We start from the raw sequence: 25710 nt of genomic DNA, 5'->3' as shown, positions 1-25710 counted from the left end.
CTCCTGACTAATGACCGATGCCCATGCCGCGCCCGAGGTCGCGGCCGTGATCGAACGGGATGGAGTTTGCGAGGTCGCGCGACAGGCTGCGCCCCATGTCGCGGCTGATCTCGAGCCCAAGTTCGCGGCTGCGCCCACCGAGCACCGATTCAAGCTGGGCGTCGCGTTCGAGGCTTTTGGCCATGCCGGCCATTTCCTGCGATACGCGCTTCGCGCCCCTGAAATTGCCGTCGCGCACCAACTCCTGATGCTGCTGCCGCAACTGCTGCCAGCCCTCTATGAAGCGGTCGGCGCGCTGGAAGGGGTCTATGCGGATTTCGGCTTCCGCCTGCATCGCCCGCACGGCGGCCTGGCCGCGCCCTTCGGCCGCCTCGCGGATCAACTCCGGGCCGCCCCGGAACGCGCTGTTCAAATCGGTGGTGCCTTCAGGCCGGATCGCGTCCAGCGCTTGCCCGGCCCGGTCCAACGCCGCGCGCTGGTGCGGCATGGGGTCGATGCCCTGCGCGCGCGTCTGGTGAATCGCGTCGAGCGCCCTGGCGTAACGCTCGACCGCGCCGCGCAAGCCTCCGGCACGCATCGGCTGCGGGTCATGGTCGCGCTGCTGCTGGCGGGCAGGATCGTGCTCGGCCCTGAGCATAGCGCCGCTAAGGTCGAGGCCATCGAACATGCCCCGCTTCTGTTCTGGCGGGGACGCTGGCCCGCGATCCTGATCGGGAAGCGAGAGACGCAGGCCGTCGAAAATCCCACGCGCCTTCTCCGCGCCCGCGCGCGCGATTTCCGCGACCCGCTCGCGGAAGCCGATGCCGCGCCGCTCGGCGAAGTCTCGCGCCGGGTCGGCCTTCTGGTAATCGCTGGCCATATCCTTGGGCCGCTCGCGCGATAGCGTGCGGACGAACCTGCTCTGATCCTTGAAGTCGTCGCGGCCGTAGTGGAGCGCCACCCCGTCACGGTGACGCGACATCGCGACATAGGCACCGTGGCGATCCATGCCCGGCGTCGCCAGCACATGCGTCCGATCCACCGTCATGCCCTGCGCCTTGTGGATCGTGGCGGCGTAGCCATGATCGAGGTCGCAATAATCTTTGACGTCGAACGCGATGCTGCGCCCCTCATCGGTGCGCACCGCCATACTGCTTTCGCCGACGCGCTCGATCGTCCCGAGCGTGCCGTTCTTCACCTCCAGGCTGCGCTCGTTGCGCAGGAACATGATGCGGTCACCGGAAGCAAAATCCCGATCGCCGCGTTCGACCTTCACGCGCACATCGTCGCCAAGATCGCCCGATGCGCGCATCGCCTCGCGTGCGGCGTCGTTAAGCTCGCGCACCTCGGCATTGGTGTGGGTCAGAATGATCCGGCTGGCATCGGGGCTCGCCCGCCGGTCGCGATCCCAGCGATTGATCAGCTCGGCTCGCGCCGTCTCGCGTGTGTCAGCAGCATGAACCATGCTGCGCCCGGCATAGGCGTCGATCGCCTCACCTGTGCGGCCGGTGGCAAGGTGCCGGGTCGCATCCTGCTGCCAGCCTTCGTGCTGGCGGCGCACCTCGGTAATCTCGATGCCGCCGTGCCATTCGTGGATCGAGCGGAACGCCGCGCCCGCCTCGATCGCCTGCAATTGCTGCGGATCGCCGACCAGCACGACCTTCGCGCCGGCGTCGGCGGCATGGGACAAAACGCGTTCCATCTGCCGCGTGCCGACCATGCCCGCCTCGTCGATGACGAGCACGTCGCGAGCGGTGAGCAAATCGCGGCCTTGCGCCCAGCCATGTTCCAAGCTCGCGATGGTGCGCGACGCGATGCCCGAGCCATTCTCCAGGCCTTCGGCGGCAATGCCCGACAGCGCGGCACCGCGCACACGGAACCCGGCATCCTCCCACGCCTCGCGCGCAACCCCGAGCATCGCGCTCTTGCCGGTTCCCGCATAGCCGATAACGACGCTGAGACCTTGTTTGTCGGTCACATGATCGAACGCCGCGCGCTGCTCGCCCGACAGCTCCAGGCCGCGCTCCGCTGCTGCGCGAAGCGCCGCTTCCCGGTCGCCCGCGCTGACGCGATGCCGCTCGCGCTGCGCCATCAATTCCGAAGCGCGTTGTAACCGCTGCTCGGTCTCGATCATCTCGCGACTGGTGAACCGGTCTTCGCCACGCCCGTCCTTGCCGAGCGCGATCAGGTCGGGCGACGATCGCACCGCGCTGAGCACAGCATCGAACGGTTCGCGCCCATCGCTGTGCCGATGCGCGAACATGGCAAGATCGCGGTTTGTGAACGTCGCCTGGCTGTGGGTGATCGCGTCGAGCGCGATCCCGGGATCGGCAATGATCCGCTCGCCGTTCTCGCGCGCGATCTCGCGGTGGAGTTCCGCGCGGTCGGCAAGCTGGCCCTCGCGCTCCATGCGCTGCGCGGGGCCGCCGATCTTGTCCTGCGGCTCGAGCGCGATGCCCTGTGCTTCCAGCGACCGATGGTCAATGCGGGCATCGATGTCGAGTTCGGCGAGCCGCGCATTGACATGGGCCTCCCAGCGTTCGCGCCACTGGCCGACATGCGCGTGCTCGTTCCATTCGCGAACCTTCGCCCCGAACCCGTCTTCGCCGACCTCGCGCATAGTGAGCATGACATGGGCATGGGGTTTGACGAGCCCGTCCGCGCCGATGTCCCAATGGACATTGAGGTCGGCGATCATGCCGCGGTCGACAAACTCGGTCTGGACGAAATCGCGGGCAAGCTCGATGCCCTGTTCCTTCGTCATCTCGCGCGGGATCGCGAACTCGACTTCGCGCGCGAGCTGCGCGTCCTTGCGTAGCTCTACCGCCTCGACTTCATTCCAGAGGGTTTCGCGATCGGAGAAGCGGTCCGGCACACCTTCGGGCAGGAGGATTTCGCTATGCTCGACACCCGAGCGGGCGCGAAAATCATGGTCGCGGTCGAGGCGCTCGTCGTGCAGGCGCTCGCCCGCGCGATAGGCGGCTGCGCCGACCGCGCTGCGGCCCGAAGTGCGCCCGATGACCTGCACGCTGAAATGGAAGATCGCCATAGCGATCGTTCAGTTACACTGCGAAGCGCACGTCGGCACGACGTATAAGCGCGCCCTTCTCGAATAAATTCTCGGACGGGACTAGGCGGTGTCAGACTGTCCCGGCGACACTACTGCGCTGGCGCCGCGCTTCTTCTATCATGGCCGCATCGTCACTCAATGGAGACTTGGTCATGCGTAAACCGCGCGATATCGATTCGGAACTGAAGGCGCTCGAAGCCAAGGCGAAGACCCTCAAGGAACGCCGCGTTCGCCAGCTTGGCGAACTCGTCATTGCAACCGGCGCCGATGCCCTCGATGCCGACATGCTCGCCGGCGCATTGCTCAGCGCGGCGGCGACGAAAGACACGGGTGCCAGCGAGGGCTGGCGCAAGGCGGGCGCGAGCTTCTTTCAGCGCGGCGCGCGCAAAGCTGCGGCGCGACCTGATCGCGGTGCAGCGAATGACACGGCGCACGATCGCAATGCGACATCGGCTTGAAGCGGTGAAGGCACGAACCGGCCTACGCGAGTGGCAGATCAGGCGGCGCGAACGCACGCGGCAACTCATTGAGTTGGGCGGACTCGTAGTGAAGGCCGAACTCGTCGATCTCACCGACGACGATCGCGCGATGCTCTATGGCGCCTTCCTGTGGGTGGCCGACAAGCTGAGAAGCGAGGCAGGCACAAACGCCGCTGCGATCTGGAAACGAAGAGGCAAGCGAGCGTTTGGCACTGAGACGCTGGATGCCGAATGATCGGCTGGCATAGGGCTCACCCACGTGGCAGCCATCTCTGGCTGCCATAATGCGTCAGCCTCACTCTACGGGCTCGCCCAAGGACATGATGGCTGTGGAATAGACCCAGGCGCGCATGAGTTGATCCGACAGCGGGTCGCGAAAAACGACAAGCCGCCAACGACCTTCGGATTTTTCGATGGCCAACTCCATGCCGACGTCAGCTCGAAAAACTATCTCGCCATCGCGATGCGGGCGGCGTCGCAGCGTCGCGGCCCGTGATAACTGGCCGCGGGGCATTCCGGCCAGAAATGCTTGATCTCGTTCCGCCTTCACATCGTGGTAGCGTCGTTCTTCCGCTTGCATTCTGTCGAGCTTGCCGTTCAACTCAGCAAAGGCCGCTTTGTCTTCCGGGCTTTGGGCAGGCGGCAACGAAGCAGTGATGAACGATAGGATAGCGGACAGAATACTGAGCAATCCGAACAGCCCCATATTCTCATACTCGCCTACCGTATTGACTCCGAAGCGTCCGAAGGGGGCGAACAGAACTTCGAGGAAGCGATGCAGCAATTTCGCGCGTTCGTGGGTGTCCTCGGTCGCAGCCATGGCCTCTGCGAGCTGCTGTGCCTCAATCACACTCTCCGCTACCGCGGCCAAACTAGAATCTACGGCATCGGCACTCGCGCGCAATGTCGCAAAATCGATCATTCGCATCCGTTGGGCGATCGCGCCGTACAGTTGCATCGCCGGCGCGATCTGGTCGATGAGACTGCGTTGGCGCGCTGCGAAGTCTGCTACACCGAACGCAGTATCCAACATAGACGACTGAGCTTGAAGAACCTTCATCGCGCCAGCCATCGAACCGGTAAGTTCGCGTTGCTGCTCGATCAAGCTTTGCTGCTGAAGCGCGATATCGCGCGCGGTTTCGCGGGCAGCTAAGGCCCAATCGGCACTCGCCAACTGCCAGAGAGACTGCCGCTGCTCCTGCGCCAAACGGAGCGCTTCACGCGCGGCGCGAAAAGTTTGATCCCAATCGAGAGCGGTGAGCAATGCGCGTTGTCGCTCCACGTCTTCGATCGCCCGACGAACATAGTCCGGACCTAGCGCCCGGCGCAGCTGTTCTGCGCGTTGAAGCTCCTCGCGCATCAAGCGATAGGTAGCGTTGTCGGGAAAACCAAACGGGTTGCTGCTCATCGGGCTATTCTGCCCGATTACGCGCCCATGATCGACCGGAAATTATGCATCACACTGCACCAGCAGTTCGATTAGAAACAATGGCCCTTTTGACCTATGAGCTATTTTGCGCGGCGCGTGATGGTCTTCTTGCGCCCGCCGCCGCGACCCTTTCGCGACCTGCTCCAAGCTCGTTGGCCATTGCGTCGATCTCGCCACCATAGAAATTGTGAAGCAGGAACAGGGCACGGGGCAGCGGAGGCAGACGCTGTATCGCGGTGCTGCGTTGTTCATCGAGTGAGGACATGGTCCATTCCGTCACCCTTGCGCCGCGATCGCCGCGCGGCATCGCGCGAGCGCCTGCACCATGTGATAATCGACCGTGGCGATGCTGATATCGAGCCGGGCGGCAATTTCCTTGTAGCTCATGCGCTTCGCCCGGCGCATCACAAAGACGCGCCGCGTCTTGGGCGGCATGGTGCGCACGGTTTGCCGGTAGAGCCGAAACAGGTCGATCGCCTCGATCCGCCATGCCTGTTCGGCCTGCGAAACCGCATCGCGTTCCTCGTCGAGCGGATAGAAGGCGCCGCATGTCTTCCAGCGCGCGCGGTCGATCAGCAAATTGCGCGCGATCCGGGTCAGATAGGCTTGCGGGTTTTCGACCCGTTCGAGCGCTCCGCTGCGGAGTAGCCGCGCGAAGGCTTCCTGCGTCAGATCGGGCGCCGCGTCGCGCCCAGCCTTCCGCCTGAAATATCCAAATATCCGTCCGCGCTCACCCCGATAGAATGTGTCGAAGGCGGCGGTCGAAACCGGCGCAGTCATAACCGCGCCTCCCGCTGGCGATGACGCGAGCTTCCGGGGCGCGGATGTCCGGTCACGTCGTGCACGCGATCGAGCAAGGCGCGCAGGATCGGACGAACGGCGTCAAGGGTGAACCCGCCATCGTCAGGTCGCGGCTGGTCGAACTGGTGCGCATGACCCCACTTCCAATAGGGCGAGAGAACCGCCGCAAGGCGCGCCATATCGGGGCAGTGATGCGCGAAGCCGGTTGCGTTGGCGTAAGCCAGCCCTTTGGCAATATCGAGCCGGACATGCCGGGCGTTCCACTGGTCGGAAAAGCCGACGTCGAGCAGGTGCGACGTCAGCGCGAGCTGGGCGACGATACCCGACTGATAGAGCATCTCGTCGCGCCGATCGTAGAAACCCCGGTCCAAAGATTCGAAAAAGGTTTCGGCATTGTCATAGCGGAAGCGGCTTAAACTCCGTCGCTCCTTGGTCCGAACGAGCGCGGTCGGTTCATCGTCATACCGATCGTGAAGCAGCGTCAGCGCATGATCCCAGGGAGATATGACAGGAGCGGCAAGCGCCGCGGCGAGTGCAGCGGCAAATGCGCTCAAAAGAGCGCGGCGAGATGTCGCTGAACCCATCGCCGAATCATCGGCAGGAATGTTGCGTGGCATGATGGACCTTCCTTCCATGCTCATCGCCTCGGACGCCTCCATCGGCGCTCGGGGCCAGTAAGCGGCACCGCTTATAGCGCGAAAGGCAGGAAATATTCAATAACCGGTGCCGCTTATTCGGCTTCCGATTGAACGCCCGCCCTGCTTGGTTACGACGCGAGCATGGGAAGGCCGCCGCTCAATGTGAAATCGACCAATGTCCGTCTGCCGGAAGGGCTTGGCGAGCGTATCGACAAGCTGGTCGGGCGGCAGCGCAGGGCGGCCTTCATCCGCGAGGTGCTGGAACGCGAGGTCAAACGGCTGGAAGACGAGCAAAGCGCGGCGCTGGGCTAGCGACCAACGCGCCGGTGCTTTCTCGGTTGGTAGCAAGAACAGAATGCCCGGCGCTTTCGCGCCGGTGCGAAATTTTGGAGGAACGGGCGTGGCCGTTCCTCCAATTGCGCGCCGCCAATCATCAAGCCGCCTCGCGAAGCTCCGGTTCGTCTTCGATCTGTGCCGAGGCGAGCAACTCCGCGATGCCTTCGCTCCGTTCGACACAGCCGATGCCGCCCCGCTCGGTATAGCCCAATGGAGGAAAGGCGAACCAGCGGGGAAGCCAATTGTCCACCTTGGCCCGGCCATTGCTGCCGATGAGGCAATCGACGAGAATCCCGCGCTGCACCTTGGCGGTCGCACCGGCATTGGCTTCGGCCACATCGGCCCCCGCGACCTCGGCGACGACGGCATTCAACAGTTGCTTGTCGCGAATGAGGTCGGGCAGCACCGCCGTGTCGTTCCAGCACTCACGCATATCGGTGCCGGTCAACCGCCCCAGCAAGTCGACCTCGGCGCTGCCGACCGCCAGCGTCTCGCCCATCACGACGGGAAGGATGCCCATCACCGCTTCGTCGGACAGCGCCGCCAAACGGGTGAACAGCCCCGCAACGCCGTGCGCGCCGTCATAGCCGCCAACCACGGTGGGGGTTTCGGGATCGAACCCGAGCAAGTCCAGCACCGCGCGCCGCGCCTTATCGAACGCCGCTTCGCTCGCCGACACCTCGACGCTCTCGGAAATTGCATCGCTCGCCGCTCGCTGCCTCTCGACATCGACCCGCCACAGCGGCGATCCGACGATGGCATGGGCGACCATCATGCGCAGCGTGATCCCCGGTTCAGACAGCAAGGATGCGCGCACGGCGGCATGACGATGCAGGTCGATATAGTTGCCGAGCGCCGCACTGACCTCGGGACGCACCGGCTTGGGTGCGTTGGCCTCGCCCTTGGCGCGCCGCCGCGCTTCCTTGGTGGTGATATAGCCTTCGTGAAAGGCGACCTCACCGCGATGGCTGACGGTCACGAATATCTTGCCGCCCTTCTTCTTCGGGCAGCGTTCATGCTCCCAGCTATTGAAATAGGCTCCGCGCTCCATGACGACGACATCGGTCCAGCCGGCATCGCGGTAGAAGGTGGCCTGCTTCTCGACCTCGGCCATCTGTGCGGTCCAGAAAGCATCGGCGTCGGCAAAATAGCGGTCCTCGCCGAACAGGTCGGAGACAATCTCGCCCGGGTAATCGGTAAGATTGAACATCGCGACCTTGGCGGCGATCGCGCTGCCGCCGAACAGCCATGCCTTGAGTTGGCTTCCGGTCGGCGCGTGCTTCTCGGCACAATCGACGAGCGCCAGCCATTCGCGCTGCTGTGCCTTGGTGGCGAGGGTCAGATGCCGCATGGTCACGGCATCGATCTTGTCGGTGCGATATAGGGTGCGGATGCGGGGAAGCAGATTGCCGATCGCCAGCGTCCGCTTCACCTGCAAGCTGGTGAGCCCGAAGGTGATGCCGATATCCTCGATGCTCCGTCCTTCGCGGACGAGGCGGGTGAAGGATTCGCAGCGCGACACCTCGTCGGGATCGAGGCGGGCAATATTCTCGATCAGCGATGCCTCCAAGGCCGCCGCGTCGTCCCCGGCCTCCATCACCGCGCAGGGCAGCGGGTCGATGCCGTCCCGTTCTTCGGCAACGCCGAGCGCCGCATGATAGCGCCGCTTGCCCGCGACGATTTCATACCGGTCGCCTTCGGCACTCGGACGGACGATCAGCGGAACGAGGATGCCGCGCGCCCTTACCGATGGCAGGATGTTGGTGAGGTCCGGCTTCTTCGTGATCCCGCGCATGTTGGCGGGTGACACCGAAAGCTGCGAAAGTTCGATATGCTTGAGTTCCATGATCCTATCTCCTTTGCTCTTCCAAACCACCGCAGCCCCGGCTAAGCGGGGTGGGCGGCGAGAGCGACCGGAGAGGCCCGCCACCAAGGCAGGGCGCACCGCAGGCCGGAATGTAATGGAGGACCCCGAAGGGGTTGCGCCCTGACGGGCGGGCCTCAGAGGAGAGCGACGACCACCCCGCACGGCCGGAGGCCCACGCCATCGCGCGTGAGTGCGATGACATTCAGGCCGGCGAAAGCCGGCCCCGCGTCAGTCGATCGTCACGGCGTCAGTCGACGAGACGGCGCGTAGTGCTGGCTCGGTGGAGCGAAGCGGAGTAGAGCGCGGCCGCCGCAGGTGGGACGTCAAAATACTTTGCTTAATCTGAAAAGGCTAAGATATGTTCAGCTTGACTTTGCAGTCGGGCGTTTCTGGGGCAAACTACGAAAGTCATTCGGTCTTTTGGGGGAAGCGGGTTGAACGAGATTATTGCGTTGGCGATTCACGACCTGAATCGCAAAGATGCCACATATTCAGTCAAATTGTCGGATAAGCTGCTTCCTGTAAGCGGAACGGCTGAACGCGTCATTACGACCATCTATGACCTTTATAATCGCCGCACATCGAAGTCGCACGGCCGCTTCACCACGGCAGAAGGGTCGCCCACTGAGGAACAGGTTCGCGGCTACGTTACAGCGGAAGAAAAAGACTTTCTGAATCTGACCGCGCGAATGATGGACCATCTTGCGCGCGAGGCGGGCAAAAAGGCCGCTTCGGAAGGCGGGCACGTGTTTTTCGCGCATTTCAGGCGCGAAGGAAGCGATTATCTGCTAGTTACCATCATCACGGACAAGCTGAGCGCGGCCCTGACCAAAAGCTTGGACATGCAGGACGTGGAACACCTCGATCTTGACGGTTTTCGTTTCGCAGGTCGGATCAATCTGTCCGCTTGGGCGAACGGCGACGATCGGTATCTGAGCTTCCTGAAAGGCAAGGGAAACGTCTCCGACTATTTCAGAGACTTCCTCGGCTGCGATTCCGCCATTCTCGAACGCAAGGATACCCAGAGCCTTGTCGAGGCGCTCAAAGGCTTCACGGTCGCGGAAAAGATGGAAGACGCGGTCGCCACCACCTTCCTGAAAGAGGCGATGGATGTGCTCGGCGAGGCAAACAAAGCCAAAGAGCCTGTCGAATTTGAAACCTTGGCGAACCGCTTGATGCCAAAGGATCCTGCCAGGCTCGCGGCCTATCTTGGCGACACGGATCGCAAGCTAAATGAAGGTTTCGTTCCTAACGCTAGCGCACTGAAAGCGCTGGTCCGACTCACAGGGAAAACAAAGATGTGGACGGTGGAATTCGCACGCGAGGCGATCGACAAAAGCATTGTACGCTTCAACAAGGAAAACAACTCGCTGACGCTATTCGACGTACCTGCGGAACTGGTCGAACAGATGCGCGCCGAAGGGATGGCAGGTGTCTAGCGTCACCTTCGCCGATCTCGTTGCGATCTATCGTGCCACGCGGTTCGATACGGAAGACGGCGGCATCCTCACGATCGCTACCGAGGAGATGGCCGCGACACTGTCGGCGATCATGGAAAATGACGATCTTTATGCCGACGCCCAGATTTCGGTAGAAGGAGACGCCGAACTCAAAGCTGGCGCACAAATACGCGTCAACGTCGGCCGTCCTAACGTTGCCAAGATGGGACTACTTGTATCCTCCTTTGACGAGCTTTTTGGATCGCCAGGCGCCGTTCTCGAAGAGCCGGTACGCTATTTTGTGAAAGAACCCGGATTCGCGTCAGGGGATGAGCCAGCTCCAGAGGTTCTGCTTCGCTACCGCGCCGTTCTTACGGTCGTCTCGATTCTGAGAGAAACCGCTTCACTCGTCGATGAGACGTTGCGACAGCTGATTTTTATTGGAAAAGAAAAATTGATCGTACCGATCCAATTCGGCCAACGGGATTTACTCGGGGACGTCGTCACCGAGGCTGAGCGTCTGAACAAATTGTTCGCAGTTGAATTGCACGTCGACGAGAAAAGAACGATTCTTCAGACCACGCTGATCGAGATGGTCGGATCGATGCGATCGGACAAACGCTTCGGTTTCATCATCCGCAACCTCGGTCGTCTCGCCGACGAAGTCGAGAAGGGTTACCGGCTCTTTACCTCGAGCTTTTCTTATTCAAAAATTCGCAATGAAGTGGAGGCAGCCCGTCTCGAGTTTGTGGCTAAGATCCACAAGACGATTGTCGACATTCAGGGTCAGCTTCTCGGAATCCCGATAGCCACCATCGTCGTTGTGTCGCAGTTGAAGGAAGTGAAGGGCTGCGACGTCGCATTCTGGACCAATCTTGGCGTGTTTCTCGGGGCTTGGATATTCGTCGGGATGCTCACGATTGCGGGCCTCAATCAATGGAAGACGCTCGCTGCTATCGGCCAGGAAGTCGAGCGGCAGCAGAAGCGATTGGACGATGACTTTGCGATGGTCGCCGACCAGTTCACGGACGTATTTGTTGATCTCACAACCCGCATCGACTGGCACCGCCGTGCGCTGATTGGCGTCGGTATAATTCTGACGGTAGGCGCTCTTGCTACGACAGTTGCCTTCTTCAAACTGGCGCCGAGTGGATCGTGGGCATGTTTGGCGCCCTGGCGATAATTTTCCCTAAAGGGCTCGGGGTTGCAGGTGCAAAAATAGCTTCGAAGCTCATCCTCGGGACAGCATGGGAAAAATATTTCCGCCCGCCATTGGCCGCCACGAAACGCCGATGGACGCCAGGAGACGCCAGCACCCGCCATCGCGAACGGAACGACAGTGCTCATGCTCTTGCAAGGCATGGCCGAATCGCCAATTCTGAAGCTCAGGGGAGCCCAGTAACCGTTAGCCGATGGAGTAGCCTCCTTGCACGCCCCCGACCGGATCATTCGTCTCCAGACCGTCCTCGCCCGCACCGGGCTGTCGCGTTCGACCCTCTATCGCAAGATCGCCGAAGGCACCTTCCCGGCGCAGGTGCGGATCAGCGTCCACGGCGCGGGCTGGCACGAGTCTGCCGTCAACCGCTGGATCGCCGATCCGCCCGGCTATCGCGCCGACAATGACAACCGCGATGCACAGCGGGCCGGCCATGCAAGAGGATGATGCCCCGCGCCCTGACCGCTTCGCCGCCGGGAACGACAATGGCACCGCGCTCGATCCCGCCGCGATCGACGCGGCGCTGACGCGCATCGCCGAAGCGATCGGGCGGCATATCGCCCGCGAACATATCCGCACCCGCAAGGCGGCGAACGACAACGAGCCCATCCCGAAAAATCCACCGTGGCCAAAGCGTTGACGCTAAGGTCGTGGCGCGCGAGACTGTCTTATCCGTCTGTGCGGGTCCTTCATCCCGTCCTTGGAAAGAATAATGCCATGATCCGCGCCGCGCTCTATGCCCGCTATTCCTCCGACCAGCAGAATGCGGCGTCGATCGCCGATCAGCAGCGCCTCTGCCGCGAGTTAGCACAACGCGAGGGCTGGCAGGTGGTCGCCAGCTATGAAGATGCGGCCATTTCGGGGTCGAGCATGATCCTGCGACCGGATGTCCAGCGGATGCTCGCCGATGCACAGGCGGGCAAGTTCGATATGGTCGTCGCCGAAGCGCTCGACCGGGTATCGCGCGACCAGGCTGACGTCGCGACGCTCTACAAGCATCTCCAGTTCGCGCGCGTGCCGCTCGTTACCCTGGCCGAAGGTGAAATCTCCGAACTGCACGTCGGGCTCAAGGGCACGATGAACGCGCTTTTCCTCAAAGACCTAGCGAAGAAGACGCATCGCGGACTGCGCGGACGCGTCGAAAAGGGCTTCTCGGCTGGGGCGGTTGGCTATGGCTATCGCATGGTCCGGCGGCTTTCGAGCGAGGGCGAGCTCGTGCGCGGCGAGCGCGAGATTGATCCCGCGCAGGCGTTGATCGTCGAACGCATCTTCCGCGAGTTTGCGGCGGGAAAAAGCCCGATCGCCATCGCGCGTGACCTCAACGCGGACGGCATAGCGGGGCCTTCGGGAAAGCCGTGGCGCGACACGAGCATCCGCGGCACGCCGCGCCGGGGTCTCGGCATCCTCAACAATGAACTCTACGTCGGCGTCCGGGTCTGGAACCACAAGCACAAGGTGAAAGACCCGAGCACCGGCAAGGACGTCACCCGGCTCAATCCCGAATCCGAGTGGGTGCGCAAGGCGGCGCCCGAACTGCGTATCGTCAGCGATGAGCTATGGGACGCGGCCAAGCGTCAGCAGAAGGCGCTCGCCGCGCGCAACGAAGGCCGTAAGGAAGCGGCTCAAGCGAGGAGCGTCAATGGCCTGCGGCGTCCGGTCTATCTTCTGTCGGGTCTGCTCGAATGCGGGGAATGCGGCGGCAACTATGCGATCGTCACTACCGATCGTTATGGCTGCATTGGCCATCATCGTAGTCGGAACTGCGCCAACAGCCGGACGATCCGGCGCGAAGAACTGGAGCGCCGCGCGCTCGCCGGTATCGCCGAGCGGCTGGTGTCGGCCGACAAGATCGACGCCGCCGTTGCCGCCTATGCCGCGCATATCAACCGCGAGAACCGCGAGCGGCGCATTCAGGCCGATGCCGATACCCGCGCGCTGGCGAAGGTCGAAAAGGCCGTGGCGGGCATCATGGCCGCGATCGAGGATGGCCTGTATCAGCCCTCCATGAAGGCGCGGATGGCCGAACTCGAACGCGAGAAGGCCGAAATCACCGCGCGGCTCGCCGAAGCGCCGGTCGGCATTCCCGATGTGCATCCCGGCATCGCGGAAATCTATAAGCGCAAGGTCGCCAAGCTCACCCAAACGCTCAAAGACCCGCAAGCTCGGCTCGATGCGTCCGCCGACATTCGATCACTTGTCGGCAAAATCGTGCTGCATCCGGGCGACAAGCGCGGCGAGGTTCATGCCACGCTGCATGGCTCACTGATGGGCATTCTCGACTTCGTGAATGAAAATCCGCATCCCGACGCAGACCGAGTTATAACAAAGGTGTGCCCGGGTTCGCGGGAATGACAAAGAGTGAGGAACGTCCGCTCCCCACCCCAAAAGCCGCCATCCGGCCTCTGCGCGGGTCAGACCACCGCGCCGTCGTCATTCTTGCTCGCGATCCGCTCGGCGCCTTCGGTCGCGGCGCTGGTGCGCGGGACGAAGCTGTCGGGGCCGACTTTCAGCCAGACGAGGATCGGCGCCGACATATAGATCGACGAATAGGTGCCGACGAAAATGCCGAGCAGCATCGCCGCAGTGAAGCCGAAGATCACGTCCGGCCCCACCCACAGCAGCACCGCGAGCGCGATCAGCATGGTAAAGCTGGTCATCACCGTGCGCGCCAGCGTCTCGTTGATGCTGAGGTCGAGCAGAGGGATGATCTGCATCTTGCGATATTTCTTAAGATTTTCGCGAATGCGGTCGTACACCACAATCGTATCGTTCAAGGAATAACCGATGATCGTCAGCAATGCGGCGACGATGTTGAGGTCGAATTGCAACTGGGTCAGCGCAAAAAAGCCGAAGGTCAGCGCGACGTCGTGGAACAGCGCGAACAGCGCGCCGACACCGAACTGCCATTCGAAGCGTATCCAGATATAGATGGAGATGGCGACCATCGCGAGCGCGAGGCTGAGCGCGCCGGTGCGAAGCAATTCGTCCGACACCTTGCCCGACACCGTCTCCACCGATCCGGTTTTCGATCCCGGAAACGCCTTGTGGATGCCGTCGACGAGCCGCTTGCCCGCGCGGTCGGCCGCAGCCTTGTCGCCTTCGGGCAGCGCGGTGCGGATCGACACCGCCTTGTCCGATCCGAATTGCTGGATCGTCGCTTCGCCCAGGCCGATATCGCCGACCTTTTCGCGAATTTCGTCGATCGGCGGCATCGCGCCGGTGAATTCGACGCGCACCGACTGGCCGCCGACGAAATCGACGCCGAGGTTCAGGCCGCGCACCGCGACCAGCGCGATCGAGGCGATGATCATCAGCACGCTGATCGCCATCGCGACGTTGCGCCATTTGAGGAAGTGGATGTTCGTGTCGTCGGGGACGAGTTTCAGCAGACGCATGGCTTCGGTCCCTTTCTTAGATGTTGAGCGCCGTGGGGCGCTTGGCGTGGAGCCAGCGGGCGGCGAACAGGCGCGTGACGGTGACCGCGGTGAAGACGCTGGTGACGATGCCGATCGTCAGCACCACGGCAAAGCCCTTGATCGGGCCGGAGCCGAACCAGAACATCAACGCAGCGGCGATGACGTTGGTGATATTGGCGTCGAAAATCGCGCGGCTCGCTTCCTTATAACCGATCTCGACCGCCTGGAAAACGCGCCGTCCGCTCTTTAATTCCTCGCGGATACGCTCGTTGATCAGCACATTGGCGTCGACCGCGGCGCCGATGGTGAGCACGAATCCCGCGATGCCCGGCAAGGTCAGCGTGGCGTTGAACATGCCCATGATCGCGACGATCAGCGCGATGTTGAACGCCAGCGCGGCATTGGCATAGATGCCGAAACGGCCATAGACGACGATCATGAAGACGAGCACCGCGACCGTCGCGACGATGCCCGCGATCGCGCCCTTGCGGATCGAATCGGCGCCGAGCTCGGGGGTCACAGTGCGTTCCTCGACCACCGCCATCTTCACCGGCAAGGCGCCCGAGCGCAGCGAGATCGCGAGCGCGTTCGCGCTGGCGACGGTGAAATTGCCCGAAATCTGCGCGCTGCCACCGAGGATCGGCTCGTTGATCGACGGCGCCGAAAGCACCTGCCCGTCGAGCACCATCGCAAAGCGCTTGCCGACATTCTGCGAGGTCACGCGCGCAAAGGTCGACGAGCCGCCCGAATCGAAGCGGATCGAGACCACCGGCAAGCTGGTCTGCGGGTCGAAGCTCTGCTGCGCGTCGATCAGCTGTTCGCCGCTGATCATCACCTGACGGCTCAGCACCTCGAACGCCGCGCCGCTGCCTTCGCCGGGCGCATAGGGCACGATTTCGCTGCCGACTGGCGCGCGCCCCTGCGCGGCTTCATTGGGGTCGGCATTGGCGTCGACCATGCGGAATTCCAGCTTCGCGGTCTTGCCGATCAGATCCTTCAATTGCTGCGGGTCGTCGAGGCCCGGCACCTGCACGACGATGCGATCGTCGCCCTGGCGGATGATCGTCGGCTCTCGCGTGCCGAGCGAATTGACGCGGCGGTCGATGATGTCGCGCGCAGTGTCCATCGCGCGATCGACCGCCTGGTCGAGCCCGACCTGCGTGGGAGTCAGCACGATGCGCGTCGTATCGACCACCTCGATATTCCAGTCGCGCTGGCCGGTCAGCCCCGCGCCCTGCGTTTCGCGGAACAGCCGCTCGCGCGCTTCGTCGAGCTGCGTCTGATCGCGCACGAGGAAGCTGATCTGACCGTTCGCGTTGCGCAGCTCGCCGATCGCGATGTCGTCGCCCGCGCCGCGCTCGCCGCGCATCGCGGTGCGCACGGTCTTTTCCATATTGGAAAGCTGGGTCTTCCTGAGGTCGGCAAGATCGGCCTCGAGCAGCAAATGGCTGCCGCCGGCAAGATCGAGGCCCAGATTGACCTTGGTCTGCGCAAAGGAGGGCAGACTCTCGAACGCCTTGTCGGGCAGAAAGCTGGGGATGGCGAAAAGAATGCCGAACAGCAGGATGATGCTGATGCCGGTGGTCTTCCAGCGCGGGAAATCGAGCATGGGGTGTGAATCCGTCAGGAAGGCCGGCCCGCAGGATGGCGGGCCGCGCCGCGTCAGTCGTTGGCGGGCTTGGCGCCGGGCTGCAGGACGTCCGAAAGGGTCGACTTGACGACCTTGATCTTGACGCCTTGCGCGATTTCGACATCGACGAAATCGTCGTCGACGCGCGTGACCTTGCCGACGATGCCGCCGCCGGTAACGACCTGGTCACGCGGCTTCACCGCCGCAACCTTGGCGCGATGCTCCTTCATCCGCACCTGCTGCGGGCGGATCAGGAAGAACCAGAAAACGACGAAGATCAGAAGATAGGGCACCAGCATCAGGAAGCCGGCTGCCCCGCCCCCCGATCCGGCCGCCTGGGTCAGAAGCAATGAGGTCGACATGAATGAAAGACTTTCCGTTCGAAAGCGCCGCTCCCCTTCCCGAAAAACGGCGCGCGAAATGATGGCGCGGCGCCTATCACGCAGGGGCGCGGTGCGCAACCGATGGCTGCGGTCCGTTCCCCTCGGCAGGCCGGGCGCAAATGGGGCTTTTCGCGGCGGGTTCAAGCCACCGGTGCGCGATTGCGACGGATCGGCGTTCGCCGCGCTTGCATCGGCCGCGAAGGCGCGCTAGGGGCCTCGCCTGCCCCACGGGGCCGGTCGGGACGTAGCGCAGCCTGGTAGCGCATCACACTGGGGGTGTGGGGGTCGGAGGTTCGAATCCTCTCGTCCCGACCATTTACATCTTCGCACCATCGACATTTTTCCGCGGAAGATTGCCATGTCGCGAGCGACGCGCGCCACAAAGGCGCTCGAACAGGCGGGTATCGCCTTTACCATCCACCGCTATGACTATGATCCGGACGCCGCGCGCGTCGGGCTCCAGGCCGCCGAAGCGCTCGGCGAAGACCCCGCGCGCGTCCTCAAGACGCTGATGCTGCTCGTCGACGGCCGGCCGGCTTGCGCGATCCTCGCTTCCGACCGCGAACTGTCGATGAAGCGCGTCGCTGCCGCGCTCGGCGGCAAATCGGCGGCGATGATGCCCGTGCCGCAGGCCGAGCGCGTCGCGGGCTACAAGGTCGGCGGGGTCAGCCCCTTCGGCCAGACACGCCGCCTGCCCGTCGTCATCGACGAAGCCGCCCTCGCGCACGCGCGCGTGTACATCAATGGTGGCCAGCGCGGGCTGCAGGTCCGGCTCGATCCGCGCGGCGCGGTGGAACTGCTCGGTGCTACCGTCGCGCCGATCGCGACCTGAAACAGGATCGAACCCACAAGACACCGTTCGTCCTGAGGAGCCATTGAGCCCCGTCGAAATGGCGTCTCGAAGGACCGTAGCATCAGCGTCCTTCGAGACGGGCCTTCGACAAGCTCAGCCCCTCCTCAGGACAAACGGTTCATTTCCTAACCCTTGCGCTCCGCCCGGTCGATCGCGCCGGTATCGAGCAGCGGCGCGGCGTCGATGTCCTGCGCATCGAGGACGAAGGCGAGCTTCTCGACCGCCGCGAGAATCATCGCCTGCTCCCAGGCGGGGAGCACCGCGAAACGTTCGGCAAAGGTCATCTGCAAGAGATCGGGCGCCTCGGCGAGCGCCGCGCGGCCGGCGGGCGTCGCCGACAAGAGGAACTGGCGCTTGTCCCGGTCGCTGCGCTCGCGCGTTGCGAGTCCCTGCGCGACCAGCCGGTCGACGATCGCGGTGATCGTCGCATGGCTGAACTGCAAGCGCTGCGCGACGCGCCCCGGCGTCACCGCTTCGCCGCCGCCGATTTCGTTGAGCACGAGCAGCTGCGACGGGGTCAACCCCGTCATCGCCGCCAATTTGCGGCTGCCCGACTCGGTCGCGCGCAGGATGCGGCGCAGCGCGCGCAGGGTGGCATTGGGGATATCGCTCTCCATCGCGCCTGCTTACCCGCGCCGCGCAGCGCCGCCAACGGCAATATCGCGTCGCTCCCGGGCAATTTTTATTTCATGTAGTGAAACAGTTTGTCCCGCCGGGGTTGATCTTGAGGGAGGAATCGCTATGTATCGCGCGCTTTCAAAGGACCCGGTGAACGGGTATAGCGAAACAGATATTTCAGGAGATGAATAATCTTTGACCGGCAAAAAGACGATGCGTCCTTGCCCGACACGAATGATTCCGATGCCACCGACGGCGCGCTGACGCTGCGCAAGCCGCGGGTGACCGACGGTCCCGCGGTGACCGCCTTGATCGCGGCCTGTCCGCCGCTCGATCGCAACTCGGCCTATTGCAACCTCGTCCAATGCACGCATTTCGCCGACCATTGCGTCGTCGCCGAACGGGACGGGCAGGTGGTCGGCTGGGTCTCGGGCCACCGCCCCCCGTCGAACCCCGACGATTTCTTCGTGTGGCAGGTCGCGGTGTCGTCGGCGGCGCGCGGGCAAAGGCTCGCGAGCCGGATGATCGACCATCTGCTGGGTCGCCCCGAACAGGCCGGCGTCACTCATTTGATCACGACGGTGACCGACGGCAATGCCGCATCCTGGGCGCTGTTCCGCGGCCTCGCGCGCGATTGGAACGCGCCGCTCGAACGCAGCGCCCTGTTCGAACGCGACGCGCATTTCGCGGGCGCACACGACACCGAATATCAGGCCCGCATCGGGCCGCTCACCCATAACCAGAACAAAAGCCAACCGCAGGAAAAACAGGGACAATAATCATGACCATTACGACCCCCAAACCGTCGGGCCGGATTCCCGACCGCAGCATCTATGAGCGCCGCGAATCGGAAGTGCGCAGCTATGCGCGCGCCATGCCGCGCCAGTTCGACAAGGCGGAAGGCGTGTGGATGCACGACAATCAGGGCGGCCGCTATCTCGACTTCCTCTCGGGCTGCTCGACGCTCAACTATGGACATAATCATCCGATCCTGAAGCAGGCGCTGATCGACTATATCTCGGCCGACGGCATCGCGCACGGGCTCGACCTGCATACCGATGCCAAGGAAAAATTCCTCAGCACCTATGAAGATCTGATCCTGAAGCCGCGCGGGCTCGACTATCGAGCGATGTTCACCGGCCCGACCGGAACCAACGCGGTCGAGGCGGCGATCAAGCTCGCGCGCAAGGTCACCGGGCGCGAAATGGTGATCGCCTTTACCAACGGCTTTCACGGCATGACGCTCGGCGCGCTCGCCTGCACCGGCAATGCCGCGAAGCGCGGCGGCGCGGGCGTGCCTTTGAGCCACGTCAGCCACGAACCCTATGACGGCTATTACGGCCCCGACGTCGACACCGCCGAACTGCTCGAACAACGGCTCGCCGACCCGTCGAGCGGTCTCGACGCGCCCGCCGCGATCCTCGTCGAAACCGTTCAGGGCGAAGGCGGGCTCAACGCCGCGTCGCCCGAATGGCTGCGCAAGATTGCCGCGCTCGCCAAGGAACATGGCGCGCTGTTCATCGTCGACGATATTCAGGCGGGCTGCGGCCGCACCGGCAACTTCTTCAGCTTTGAAGACATGGGCTTCACCCCCGACATCGTCACCCAGGCGAAATCGCTCTCGGGCATGGGCCTGCCCTTCGCGCTGACTTTGTTCCGCCCCGAACTCGACCAATGGTCGCCGGGCGAACATAACGGCACCTTCCGCGGCAACAACCATGCGTTCGTCACCGCGACCGCCGCACTCCGCCACTTCTGGAGCGATACGGCGTTCGAGGACGACATCGCGCGCCGCGGCACGCTGCTCGAGCAGCGGCTCGAGACGATGGCCAGGGAACATGGCTTCGAAACCCGCGGCCGCGGCATGATGCGCGGCATCAACGTCGGCTCGGGCGAGCTTGCCGACGCGGTGACCGCGGCGTGCTTCGAGGACGGGCTGATTATCGAAACCAGCGGCGCGCATGGCGAGGTCATCAAGGTGCTCGCTCCGCTCGTCATCGACGCCGCGCTGCTCGCGCAGGGCCTCGACATCCTCGAGGCGCGGCTGCGGGAGGCCATGGCCGACGACCTCGCCGTCGCCGCCGAATAACCAATTAGAAAATCAGGAGATTATTTCATGTTCATCCGCAATCTCGGCGAGATCCGTAAGAGCGACCGCAACGTCCGTTCGGACGGCTGGGCCAGCGCCCGCCTGCTCCTCAAGGACGATAATATGGGCTTTTCGTTCCACGTCACGACGATGTTCGCGGGCCAGGAACTGAAGATGCACTATCAGAATCATCTCGAGGCGGTTCTCATACTCAAGGGCACCGGCACGATCGAGGATCTCGCCACCGGCGAAATCCACAAGCTTCAGCCCGGCGTGATGTATGCGCTCAACGACCATGACCGCCACATCGTGCGCCCCGAAACCGACATATTGACCGCCTGCGTGTTCAATCCGCCAGTCACGGGCAAGGAAGTGCACGACGAAAACGGCGCCTATCCGGCCGAAGCCGACATGGTCGCCGCCGACTGACCCACAAACACAAGAGCAGGGGGACGTCCCATGACAGACATCTACCCATCCAGGCAGGCGGCAACGCCCCAGTTGCTGCCGCGCCTCGACCCCGTGGTCCATAGCGAATGGACCGCCGACGCGCCGATCGCCCGCGAGCGGGCGGCCGGATTCGACCGCGACGGCTATCTCGTCCTCGATGACATCTTCTCGGACGCCGAAGTCGCGCATCTTCAGGCGGCGGCGGGCAAGCTGCTCGCCGATCCGGCGGCGCTTGCGCCCGAAACGATCATCGCCGAACCGCAGAGCAAGGAAGTCCGCTCGATCTTCGAACTGCATCGCCAGAGCGACGTGATGGCGCGGCTCGCCGCCGACGCGCGGCTGGCCGAGGTCGCGCGCTTCCTGCTCGGCGACGAGGTGTATCTCCACCAGTCGCGCCTGAACTACAAGCCCGGCTTCAAGGGCAAGGAATTCTACTGGCACAGCGATTTCGAGACGTGGCACGTCGAGGACGGCATGCCGCGGATGCGCGCGCTGTCGATGTCGGTTCTGCTCGCCGAAAATAATGCGAACAACGGGCCGCTGATGGTGATTCCGGGTTCGCACCGCAACTTCCTCGCCTGCGTCGGCGAAACGCCCGAGAATCATTATCTCAGCTCGCTCAAGAAGCAGGAATATGGCGTCCCCGACGAAGACAGCCTCGCCGAAATGGCGTTCGAAAAGGGCATCGTCGCACCGACCGGCAAGCCCGGCACGGTCATCATCTTCGACTGCAATCTGATGCACGGATCGAACGGCAATATCACGCCCTTCCCGCGCTCGAACGCCTTCTTCGTCTATAATGCGGTGAGCAACCGGCTTCAGGCGCCCTTCGGCGCCCGCAAGCCGCGTCCCTATTTCCTCGCCTATCGCGGCGAGCCGGAGGCGCTGACCGCCCGGCACGGGCCGCTCACCCAGCAGGAGCTGGCGGCATGACCGGAACGCACAGCGTCGAAAAGATCGGCGGCACGTCGATGGCCGCCACCGCCACCCTGTTCGACAATGTCCTGATCGCGGGACGGTCGGGCAAGCAGCTCTACAACCGCATCTTCGTCGTGTCGGCCTACGCCGGGATGACGAACCTGCTGCTCGAGAACAAGAAGACCGGCGAACCCGGAGTCTATGGCCATTTCGTCGACCATGACGATGCCGACGCGTGGCGCGACGCGATGGGCACGGTGCGCGACGCGATGCGGTCGCGCAACGCCGAAATGTTCGCGCGCCCCGAAAGCCGCGAAGAGGCCGACCGTTTCGTCGATGCCCGCATCGACGCGGTCGCCGCCTGCCTCGACGATCTCGCGCGGCTGCGCAGCCACGGCCGCTTCAGCCTGAAGGAACAGCTGGTGACGGTGCGCGAGTTGCTCGCCGGGATCGGCGAGGCGCACAGCGCGCACAGCACCGCGCTGCTGCTCCGCGACCGCGACGTCAACGCACAGTTCGTCGACCTGACCCTCTGGGACGAGGATGATCTCAGGAGCCTCGACGAGCGGATCAGGGAGGCATTCGCGTCGATCGACCTCAAGACGACGCTTCCGATCGTCACCGGCTACGCCGGCTGCGAGGGCGGCATGGTGCGCCGCTATGCGCGCGGCTATACCGAGATGACCTTTTCGCGGCTCGCGGTGCTCACCGGCGCGCGCGAGGCGATCATCCACAAGGAGTTTCACCTGTCGAGCGCCGATCCGAAGCTGGTCGGCGAAGACAAGGCGCGCAAGATCGGCCGCACCAACTACGACGTCGCCGACCAGCTCGCGAACCTTGGGATGGAAGCAATCCACCCCGGCGCCGGCCGCGGGCTGCGCCAGTCGGGCATTCCGCTGCGCGTGCGCAACACCTTCGACCGCGAGGACGAAGGCACGCTCGTCACCGGCGACTATGTCTCCGACGTTCCGAAGGTCGAGATCGTCACCGGCATCCGACAGATGCAGGCGCTGCAATTCTTCGAACAGGATATGGTCGGGGTGAAGGGCTATGACGCCGCGATCCTCGACGCGCTGACGCGCCACAAGCTGTGGATCGTCAGCAAATCGTCGAACGCCAACACCATCACCCACTATCTGTCGGCCAGCGCCGCGGCGGTGAACAAGGCGCTCGTCGATCTGCAGGAAAAATATCCCGAGGCCGAGATCACCAAGCGCCCGATCGCGATGGTTTCGGTGATCGGCAGCGACATCTCGCGGTCCGGGCTCGTGCCCGACGCGATGCGCGCGCTCGACGATGCGGGCGTTTCGGTGATCGCGATGCAGCACCAGATCCGCAACGTCGACGTCCAGTTCCTCGTGGAGCCGCGCGATTTCGATCGGGCGGTGCGCGTGCTGCATCAGGTGCTGGTCGAAAAGGACGAAGCCGCGGTGGAGGACCGGCGCGCCGCCTGACGCGGCCGCCGGCGCGACGCCCATGTTCGCTTCGATCCATCCGGTCCGAAGCCTGCTGATCGCGATCTTCGTGATGATGGCGGGCAGCGGCTTCCTGTCGACGCTGATCGGGCTCCGGCTCGAGCGCGCGGGCAGCGGGACGATGGTGATCGGACTCGTCGCCACCGCCTATTTCGGCGGGCTGGTTCTCGGCGCGCTGCGTGCCGGCGGCATCGTGCGCCGCGTCGGACATATCCGCGCCTATGCCGCGTTCGTCGCGCTGCTCTCGGCGAGCACCCTCACCTATGCGCTGTTCCAGCAGCCGCTGCTGTGGGGCGCACTGCGCTTCATCGACGGGCTGTGCGTCGCCGGCGTCTTCATCTGCGTCGAAAGCTGGCTCAATGACCGCGCCGAACCCGAAACGCGCGGGACGATCCTCGCCTTCTACATGGTGTCGCTCTATTCGGGGCAGGCGCTCGGCCAGCTCCTCCTCCGTTCGGGCAACACCGCGCCGCAAATCCCCTTCGAGCTCGCCTCGATCCTGATTTCGCTGGCGATCATCCCTGTCTGCCTGACGCGCAGCCACGCGCCCGCGCTCGAGGAAGCCGCCTCGCTGCCGCTCCGCCGCCTCTTCGAAGCCTCGCCGCTCGGCGTCGTCGGCGCCGGCATCACCGGCCTCTTGCTCGGCGCCTTCTATGGCCTCGCCGCCATCTACGCGCGCCGCCTCGGGCTCAGCCTCGCCGATACCGCGACCTTCATGATGATCGTGATCCTCGGCGGCGTCGCGCTGCAATGGCCGCTCGGACGCCTTTCCGACCGCTACGACCGCCGCCGCGTGATCGTCGGCGGCTTCGCGATGACGCTCGCGGTCAGCGCCGGCCTCGCGCTCCAGCCACTCGGCATCGTCCTGCTCGCGCTCGGTTTCCTCTTCGGCGGCCTCAGCTTCGCCCTCTATCCTTTGAGCGTCGCGCACGCGAACGATCGCCTCCTCCCCTCCGAGCGCGTCACCGCGAGCGGCCAGCTCGTGCTGCTCTATTCGGCGGGCGCCGCGGCCGGCCCCATCGCCGGCGCGACCGCGATGACGATCGCCGGCGCGGGCGGCCTCTTCCTCTTCATCGCGCTCGCAGCCGCGGCGATGCTCGCGTTCGGCCTCTGGCGCCTCGCCGCGACCGATGCGGTGCCGGCCGAAGCGCAGCAGGACTTCCAGATCCTGCCGCGCACGACGCCCACCGCGGCGCTGCTCGATCCCGCTTTTCCCGACGATGACGACGCGGCCGCGGGGGCCGCTCCCCAGCAACAGGTGACGCCATGACCACGCAGACGATGACCCCGGACCTATGCGCTCCGGCGGGTGACAAGACCGATCCCGCGACGCTGCGCCGCGCGATCACCGCCTCGGCACTCGGCAATGCGACCGAATGGTTCGACTATGGCATCTATGCCTATGGCGTCACCTATATCTCGGCGGCGCTCTTTCCGGGGGATACCGACGAGGCGGTGCTGTTCGCGCTCGCGACCTTCGCCATCTCCTTCCTCGTCCGGCCCTTGGGCGGCCTCTTCTGGGGACCGCTCGGCGACCGCATCGGGCGCAAGTCGGTGCTCGCGCTCACCATCCTGATGATGGCGGGGGCGACCTTCGGCGTCGGGCTGATCCCCGATTATGCGCATATCGGCGTCTGGGCGCCGACCCTGCTCATCGTCCTGCGCATGGTGCAGGGTTTTTCGACCGGCGGCGAATATGGCGGCGCGGCGACCTTCATGGCCGAATATGCCCCCGACGACCGGCGCGGCTTCTTCGGCAGCTTCCTCGAATTCGGCACCCTCGCCGGCTTCTCGCTCGGCGCCTCGCTGATGCTGTTCTTTTCGCTGACGCTCGGTGACGCGGCGATGCACGACTGGGGCTGGCGCATCCCCTTCCTGATCGCCGCACCGATGGGCCTCATCGGCACCTATCTGCGCTCGAAGATGGAGGATACGCCGATCTTCCTCGAAGAATGTGTGGTCGAGGAAGCCCGCCAGGCGCCCGGCCTCGCCACGCTCGCGCGCGATCACTGGCGCCCGCTGCTCGTCGTCGGCGGTCTGGTCGTCGCGCTCAACGTCGTCAATTATACGCTGCTCAGCTACATGCCGACCTATCTTCAGCGCCGTATCGGCCTCACCACCGACGAGGCGCTGATCGTGCCGATCATCGGCATGTTGTTCATGATGCTCTTCCTGCCCTTCGCCGGCGCGCTTTCGGACCGTATCGGCCGCCGCGCGATGTGGCGCTTCTCGCTGCTCGGGCTGCTCGTCGGCGTCGTGCCGCTCTACCTGTTGATGGGCACCGGCCTCGCCGGCGCGATCGCCGGCTTCATCCTTTTGGGCCTGCTCTATGTGCCGCAGCTTGCGACGATTTCGGCAACATTTCCTGCGCTTTTCCCGACCTCGGTGCGCTTCGCGGGGTTCGCGATCGCCTATAATGTCTCGACCTCGATCTTCGGCGGCACCGCGCCCGCGATCGGCAGCGGCCTCATCAGCCGGACCGGCGACCAGCTGATGCCCGCCTATTACATGATCTTCTCCTGTCTCGTCGGACTCGTCGCGCTGCGCTTCATGCCTGAAACCGCGGGCCAATCGCTGCGCGGCAATCCCTTTGCATCGGCGGGTGGCGCAACCGGCTGAGGCGG

At 64.0% G+C, this 25710-nt stretch carries 26 protein-coding genes and 1 tRNA gene; 17 read left to right on the top strand and 10 right to left on the bottom strand.

Annotated elements, in window-relative coordinates; all coding sequences use genetic code 11:
* Window positions 1-7: 7 nt before the first annotated feature.
* On the bottom strand, window positions 8-3028 hold the full coding sequence (traA, locus tag KNJ79_RS07515) for a Ti-type conjugative transfer relaxase TraA (protein WP_317153443.1): 3021 nt from the start codon (window positions 3026-3028) through the stop codon (window positions 8-10).
* Between the two features lie 173 nt (window positions 3029-3201).
* Here traA and KNJ79_RS07510 point away from each other — a divergent pair, with 173 nt between their 5' ends.
* Together KNJ79_RS07510 and KNJ79_RS07505 are read left to right on the top strand one after the other, a co-directional pair.
* Window positions 3202-3507: a conjugal transfer protein TraD gene (locus KNJ79_RS07510; protein ID WP_317153442.1), complete on the top strand. Its 306-nt coding sequence runs from the start codon at window positions 3202-3204 to the stop codon at window positions 3505-3507.
* Window positions 3491-3763, top strand: coding sequence for a conjugal transfer protein TraD (locus KNJ79_RS07505; RefSeq protein WP_317153441.1), 273 nt, complete (start codon window positions 3491-3493; stop codon window positions 3761-3763). Before KNJ79_RS07510 ends, KNJ79_RS07505 begins: the two co-directional genes overlap by 17 nt.
* 60 nt (window positions 3764-3823) lie before the next feature.
* Here KNJ79_RS07505 and KNJ79_RS07500 read toward each other — a convergent pair whose 3' ends face one another.
* From KNJ79_RS07500 to KNJ79_RS07490, 3 genes are all read right to left on the bottom strand, one after another.
* Entirely contained in the window at window positions 3824-4936 is a 1113-nt protein-coding gene (locus KNJ79_RS07500; RefSeq protein WP_317153440.1) for a coiled-coil domain-containing protein, read from the bottom strand.
* A 297-nt stretch (window positions 4937-5233) separates the two neighbouring features.
* A complete protein-coding gene (locus tag KNJ79_RS07495) occupies window positions 5234-5737 on the bottom strand; it encodes a sigma-70 family RNA polymerase sigma factor (protein ID WP_317153439.1) in 504 nt (167 codons plus the stop codon).
* Window positions 5734-6312: a hypothetical protein gene (locus KNJ79_RS07490; protein ID WP_317153438.1), complete on the bottom strand. Its 579-nt coding sequence runs from the start codon at window positions 6310-6312 to the stop codon at window positions 5734-5736. The genes KNJ79_RS07495 and KNJ79_RS07490 overlap by 4 nt, the downstream gene beginning before the upstream one ends.
* Window positions 6313-6537: 225 nt before the next feature.
* On the opposite strand from KNJ79_RS07490, the gene KNJ79_RS07485 reads away from it, so the two are divergent.
* Window positions 6538-6708 carry a hypothetical protein gene (locus KNJ79_RS07485; RefSeq protein WP_317153437.1) on the top strand — a complete coding sequence of 57 codons (171 nt, stop codon included), beginning with the start codon at window positions 6538-6540 and terminating at the stop codon, window positions 6706-6708.
* Between the two features lie 121 nt (window positions 6709-6829).
* On the opposite strand, the gene KNJ79_RS07480 is transcribed toward KNJ79_RS07485, so the two are convergent.
* Together KNJ79_RS07480 and KNJ79_RS22500 are read right to left on the bottom strand one after the other, a co-directional pair.
* Window positions 6830-8578 (bottom strand): ParB/RepB/Spo0J family partition protein, encoded by a 1749-nt coding sequence (locus KNJ79_RS07480; RefSeq protein ID WP_317153436.1) that lies wholly within the window; start codon window positions 8576-8578, stop codon window positions 6830-6832.
* A gap of 358 nt (window positions 8579-8936) precedes the next feature.
* Entirely contained in the window at window positions 8937-9011 is a 75-nt protein-coding gene (locus tag KNJ79_RS22500) for a hypothetical protein (protein ID WP_394357172.1), read from the bottom strand.
* Between the two features lie 22 nt (window positions 9012-9033).
* Here KNJ79_RS22500 and KNJ79_RS07475 point away from each other — a divergent pair, with 22 nt between their 5' ends.
* From KNJ79_RS07475 to KNJ79_RS07455, 5 genes are all read left to right on the top strand, one after another.
* Window positions 9034-10038: a nucleoid-associated protein gene (locus KNJ79_RS07475; RefSeq protein ID WP_317153435.1), complete on the top strand. Its 1005-nt coding sequence runs from the start codon at window positions 9034-9036 to the stop codon at window positions 10036-10038.
* Window positions 10031-11221, top strand: a complete 1191-nt coding sequence (locus tag KNJ79_RS07470; protein ID WP_317153434.1) for a hypothetical protein — start codon at window positions 10031-10033, stop codon at window positions 11219-11221. The genes KNJ79_RS07475 and KNJ79_RS07470 overlap by 8 nt, the downstream gene beginning before the upstream one ends.
* A 243-nt stretch (window positions 11222-11464) precedes the next feature.
* Entirely contained in the window at window positions 11465-11701 is a 237-nt protein-coding gene (locus KNJ79_RS07465) for a helix-turn-helix transcriptional regulator (RefSeq protein WP_317153433.1), read from the top strand.
* Window positions 11688-11894 carry a hypothetical protein gene (locus KNJ79_RS07460; protein WP_317153432.1) on the top strand — a complete coding sequence of 69 codons (207 nt, stop codon included), beginning with the start codon at window positions 11688-11690 and terminating at the stop codon, window positions 11892-11894. The genes KNJ79_RS07465 and KNJ79_RS07460 overlap by 14 nt, the downstream gene beginning before the upstream one ends.
* Window positions 11879-13606 carry a recombinase family protein gene (locus KNJ79_RS07455; protein WP_317153431.1) on the top strand — a complete coding sequence of 576 codons (1728 nt, stop codon included), beginning with the start codon at window positions 11879-11881 and terminating at the stop codon, window positions 13604-13606. The genes KNJ79_RS07460 and KNJ79_RS07455 overlap by 16 nt, the downstream gene beginning before the upstream one ends.
* A gap of 59 nt (window positions 13607-13665) precedes the next feature.
* On the opposite strand, the gene secF is transcribed toward KNJ79_RS07455, so the two are convergent.
* The 3 genes from secF to yajC are packed head-to-tail and all read right to left on the bottom strand — an operon-like array spanning window position 13666 to window position 16662.
* Complete coding sequence (secF, locus tag KNJ79_RS07450) at window positions 13666-14649, bottom strand: protein translocase subunit SecF (RefSeq protein ID WP_089214208.1); 984 nt, start codon at window positions 14647-14649, stop codon at window positions 13666-13668.
* A 16-nt stretch (window positions 14650-14665) separates the two neighbouring features.
* Window positions 14666-16279, bottom strand: coding sequence for a protein translocase subunit SecD (gene secD / locus KNJ79_RS07445; RefSeq protein ID WP_317153430.1), 1614 nt, complete (start codon window positions 16277-16279; stop codon window positions 14666-14668).
* 53 nt (window positions 16280-16332) lie between these two features.
* On the bottom strand, window positions 16333-16662 hold the full coding sequence (yajC, locus tag KNJ79_RS07440; RefSeq protein ID WP_089214206.1) for a preprotein translocase subunit YajC: 330 nt from the start codon (window positions 16660-16662) through the stop codon (window positions 16333-16335).
* A gap of 259 nt (window positions 16663-16921) precedes the next feature.
* On the opposite strand from yajC, the gene KNJ79_RS07435 reads away from it, so the two are divergent.
* Both KNJ79_RS07435 and ybaK read left to right on the top strand, forming a co-directional pair.
* Window positions 16922-16998, top strand: a tRNA-Pro gene (locus KNJ79_RS07435).
* A gap of 43 nt (window positions 16999-17041) precedes the next feature.
* Window positions 17042-17515: a Cys-tRNA(Pro) deacylase gene (ybaK, locus tag KNJ79_RS07430; protein WP_317153429.1), complete on the top strand. Its 474-nt coding sequence runs from the start codon at window positions 17042-17044 to the stop codon at window positions 17513-17515.
* A gap of 146 nt (window positions 17516-17661) precedes the next feature.
* Here the strand turns inward: ybaK and KNJ79_RS07425 are convergent, their stop codons facing one another.
* The gene (locus KNJ79_RS07425) at window positions 17662-18153 is read right to left on the bottom strand and encodes a MarR family winged helix-turn-helix transcriptional regulator (RefSeq protein ID WP_089214204.1); all 492 of its coding nucleotides are present in this window, start codon (window positions 18151-18153) and stop codon (window positions 17662-17664) included.
* A gap of 309 nt (window positions 18154-18462) precedes the next feature.
* On the opposite strand from KNJ79_RS07425, the gene ectA reads away from it, so the two are divergent.
* From ectA to KNJ79_RS07390, 7 genes are read left to right on the top strand one after another with little or no spacing between them, the layout of a single operon-like run.
* Window positions 18463-18933 carry a diaminobutyrate acetyltransferase gene (gene ectA / locus KNJ79_RS07420; protein WP_317153876.1) on the top strand — a complete coding sequence of 157 codons (471 nt, stop codon included), beginning with the start codon at window positions 18463-18465 and terminating at the stop codon, window positions 18931-18933.
* Between the two features lie 2 nt (window positions 18934-18935).
* Window positions 18936-20243 carry a diaminobutyrate--2-oxoglutarate transaminase gene (gene ectB, locus KNJ79_RS07415; RefSeq protein WP_317153428.1) on the top strand — a complete coding sequence of 436 codons (1308 nt, stop codon included), beginning with the start codon at window positions 18936-18938 and terminating at the stop codon, window positions 20241-20243.
* 27 nt (window positions 20244-20270) lie between these two features.
* Window positions 20271-20672 (top strand): ectoine synthase, encoded by a 402-nt coding sequence (locus tag KNJ79_RS07410; protein ID WP_089214202.1) that lies wholly within the window; start codon window positions 20271-20273, stop codon window positions 20670-20672.
* Between the two features lie 30 nt (window positions 20673-20702).
* Window positions 20703-21626 (top strand): ectoine hydroxylase, encoded by a 924-nt coding sequence (thpD, locus tag KNJ79_RS07405; RefSeq protein WP_317153427.1) that lies wholly within the window; start codon window positions 20703-20705, stop codon window positions 21624-21626.
* Complete coding sequence (locus KNJ79_RS07400; RefSeq protein WP_317153426.1) at window positions 21623-23065, top strand: aspartate kinase; 1443 nt, start codon at window positions 21623-21625, stop codon at window positions 23063-23065. Before thpD ends, KNJ79_RS07400 begins: the two co-directional genes overlap by 4 nt.
* Window positions 23066-23087: 22 nt before the next feature.
* Complete coding sequence (locus KNJ79_RS07395) at window positions 23088-24356, top strand: MFS transporter (protein ID WP_317153425.1); 1269 nt, start codon at window positions 23088-23090, stop codon at window positions 24354-24356.
* Complete coding sequence (locus KNJ79_RS07390) at window positions 24353-25705, top strand: MFS transporter (protein ID WP_317153424.1); 1353 nt, start codon at window positions 24353-24355, stop codon at window positions 25703-25705. Before KNJ79_RS07395 ends, KNJ79_RS07390 begins: the two co-directional genes overlap by 4 nt.
* Window positions 25706-25710: the final 5 nt, after the last annotated feature.

This window comes from Sphingopyxis indica (assembly GCF_032879645.1).
Classification (GTDB): Bacteria; Pseudomonadota; Alphaproteobacteria; order Sphingomonadales; family Sphingomonadaceae; genus Sphingopyxis; species Sphingopyxis indica.
Note: the sequence above shows the minus strand (reverse complement) of the source record. Positions and strands in the feature narration are given on the sequence as shown.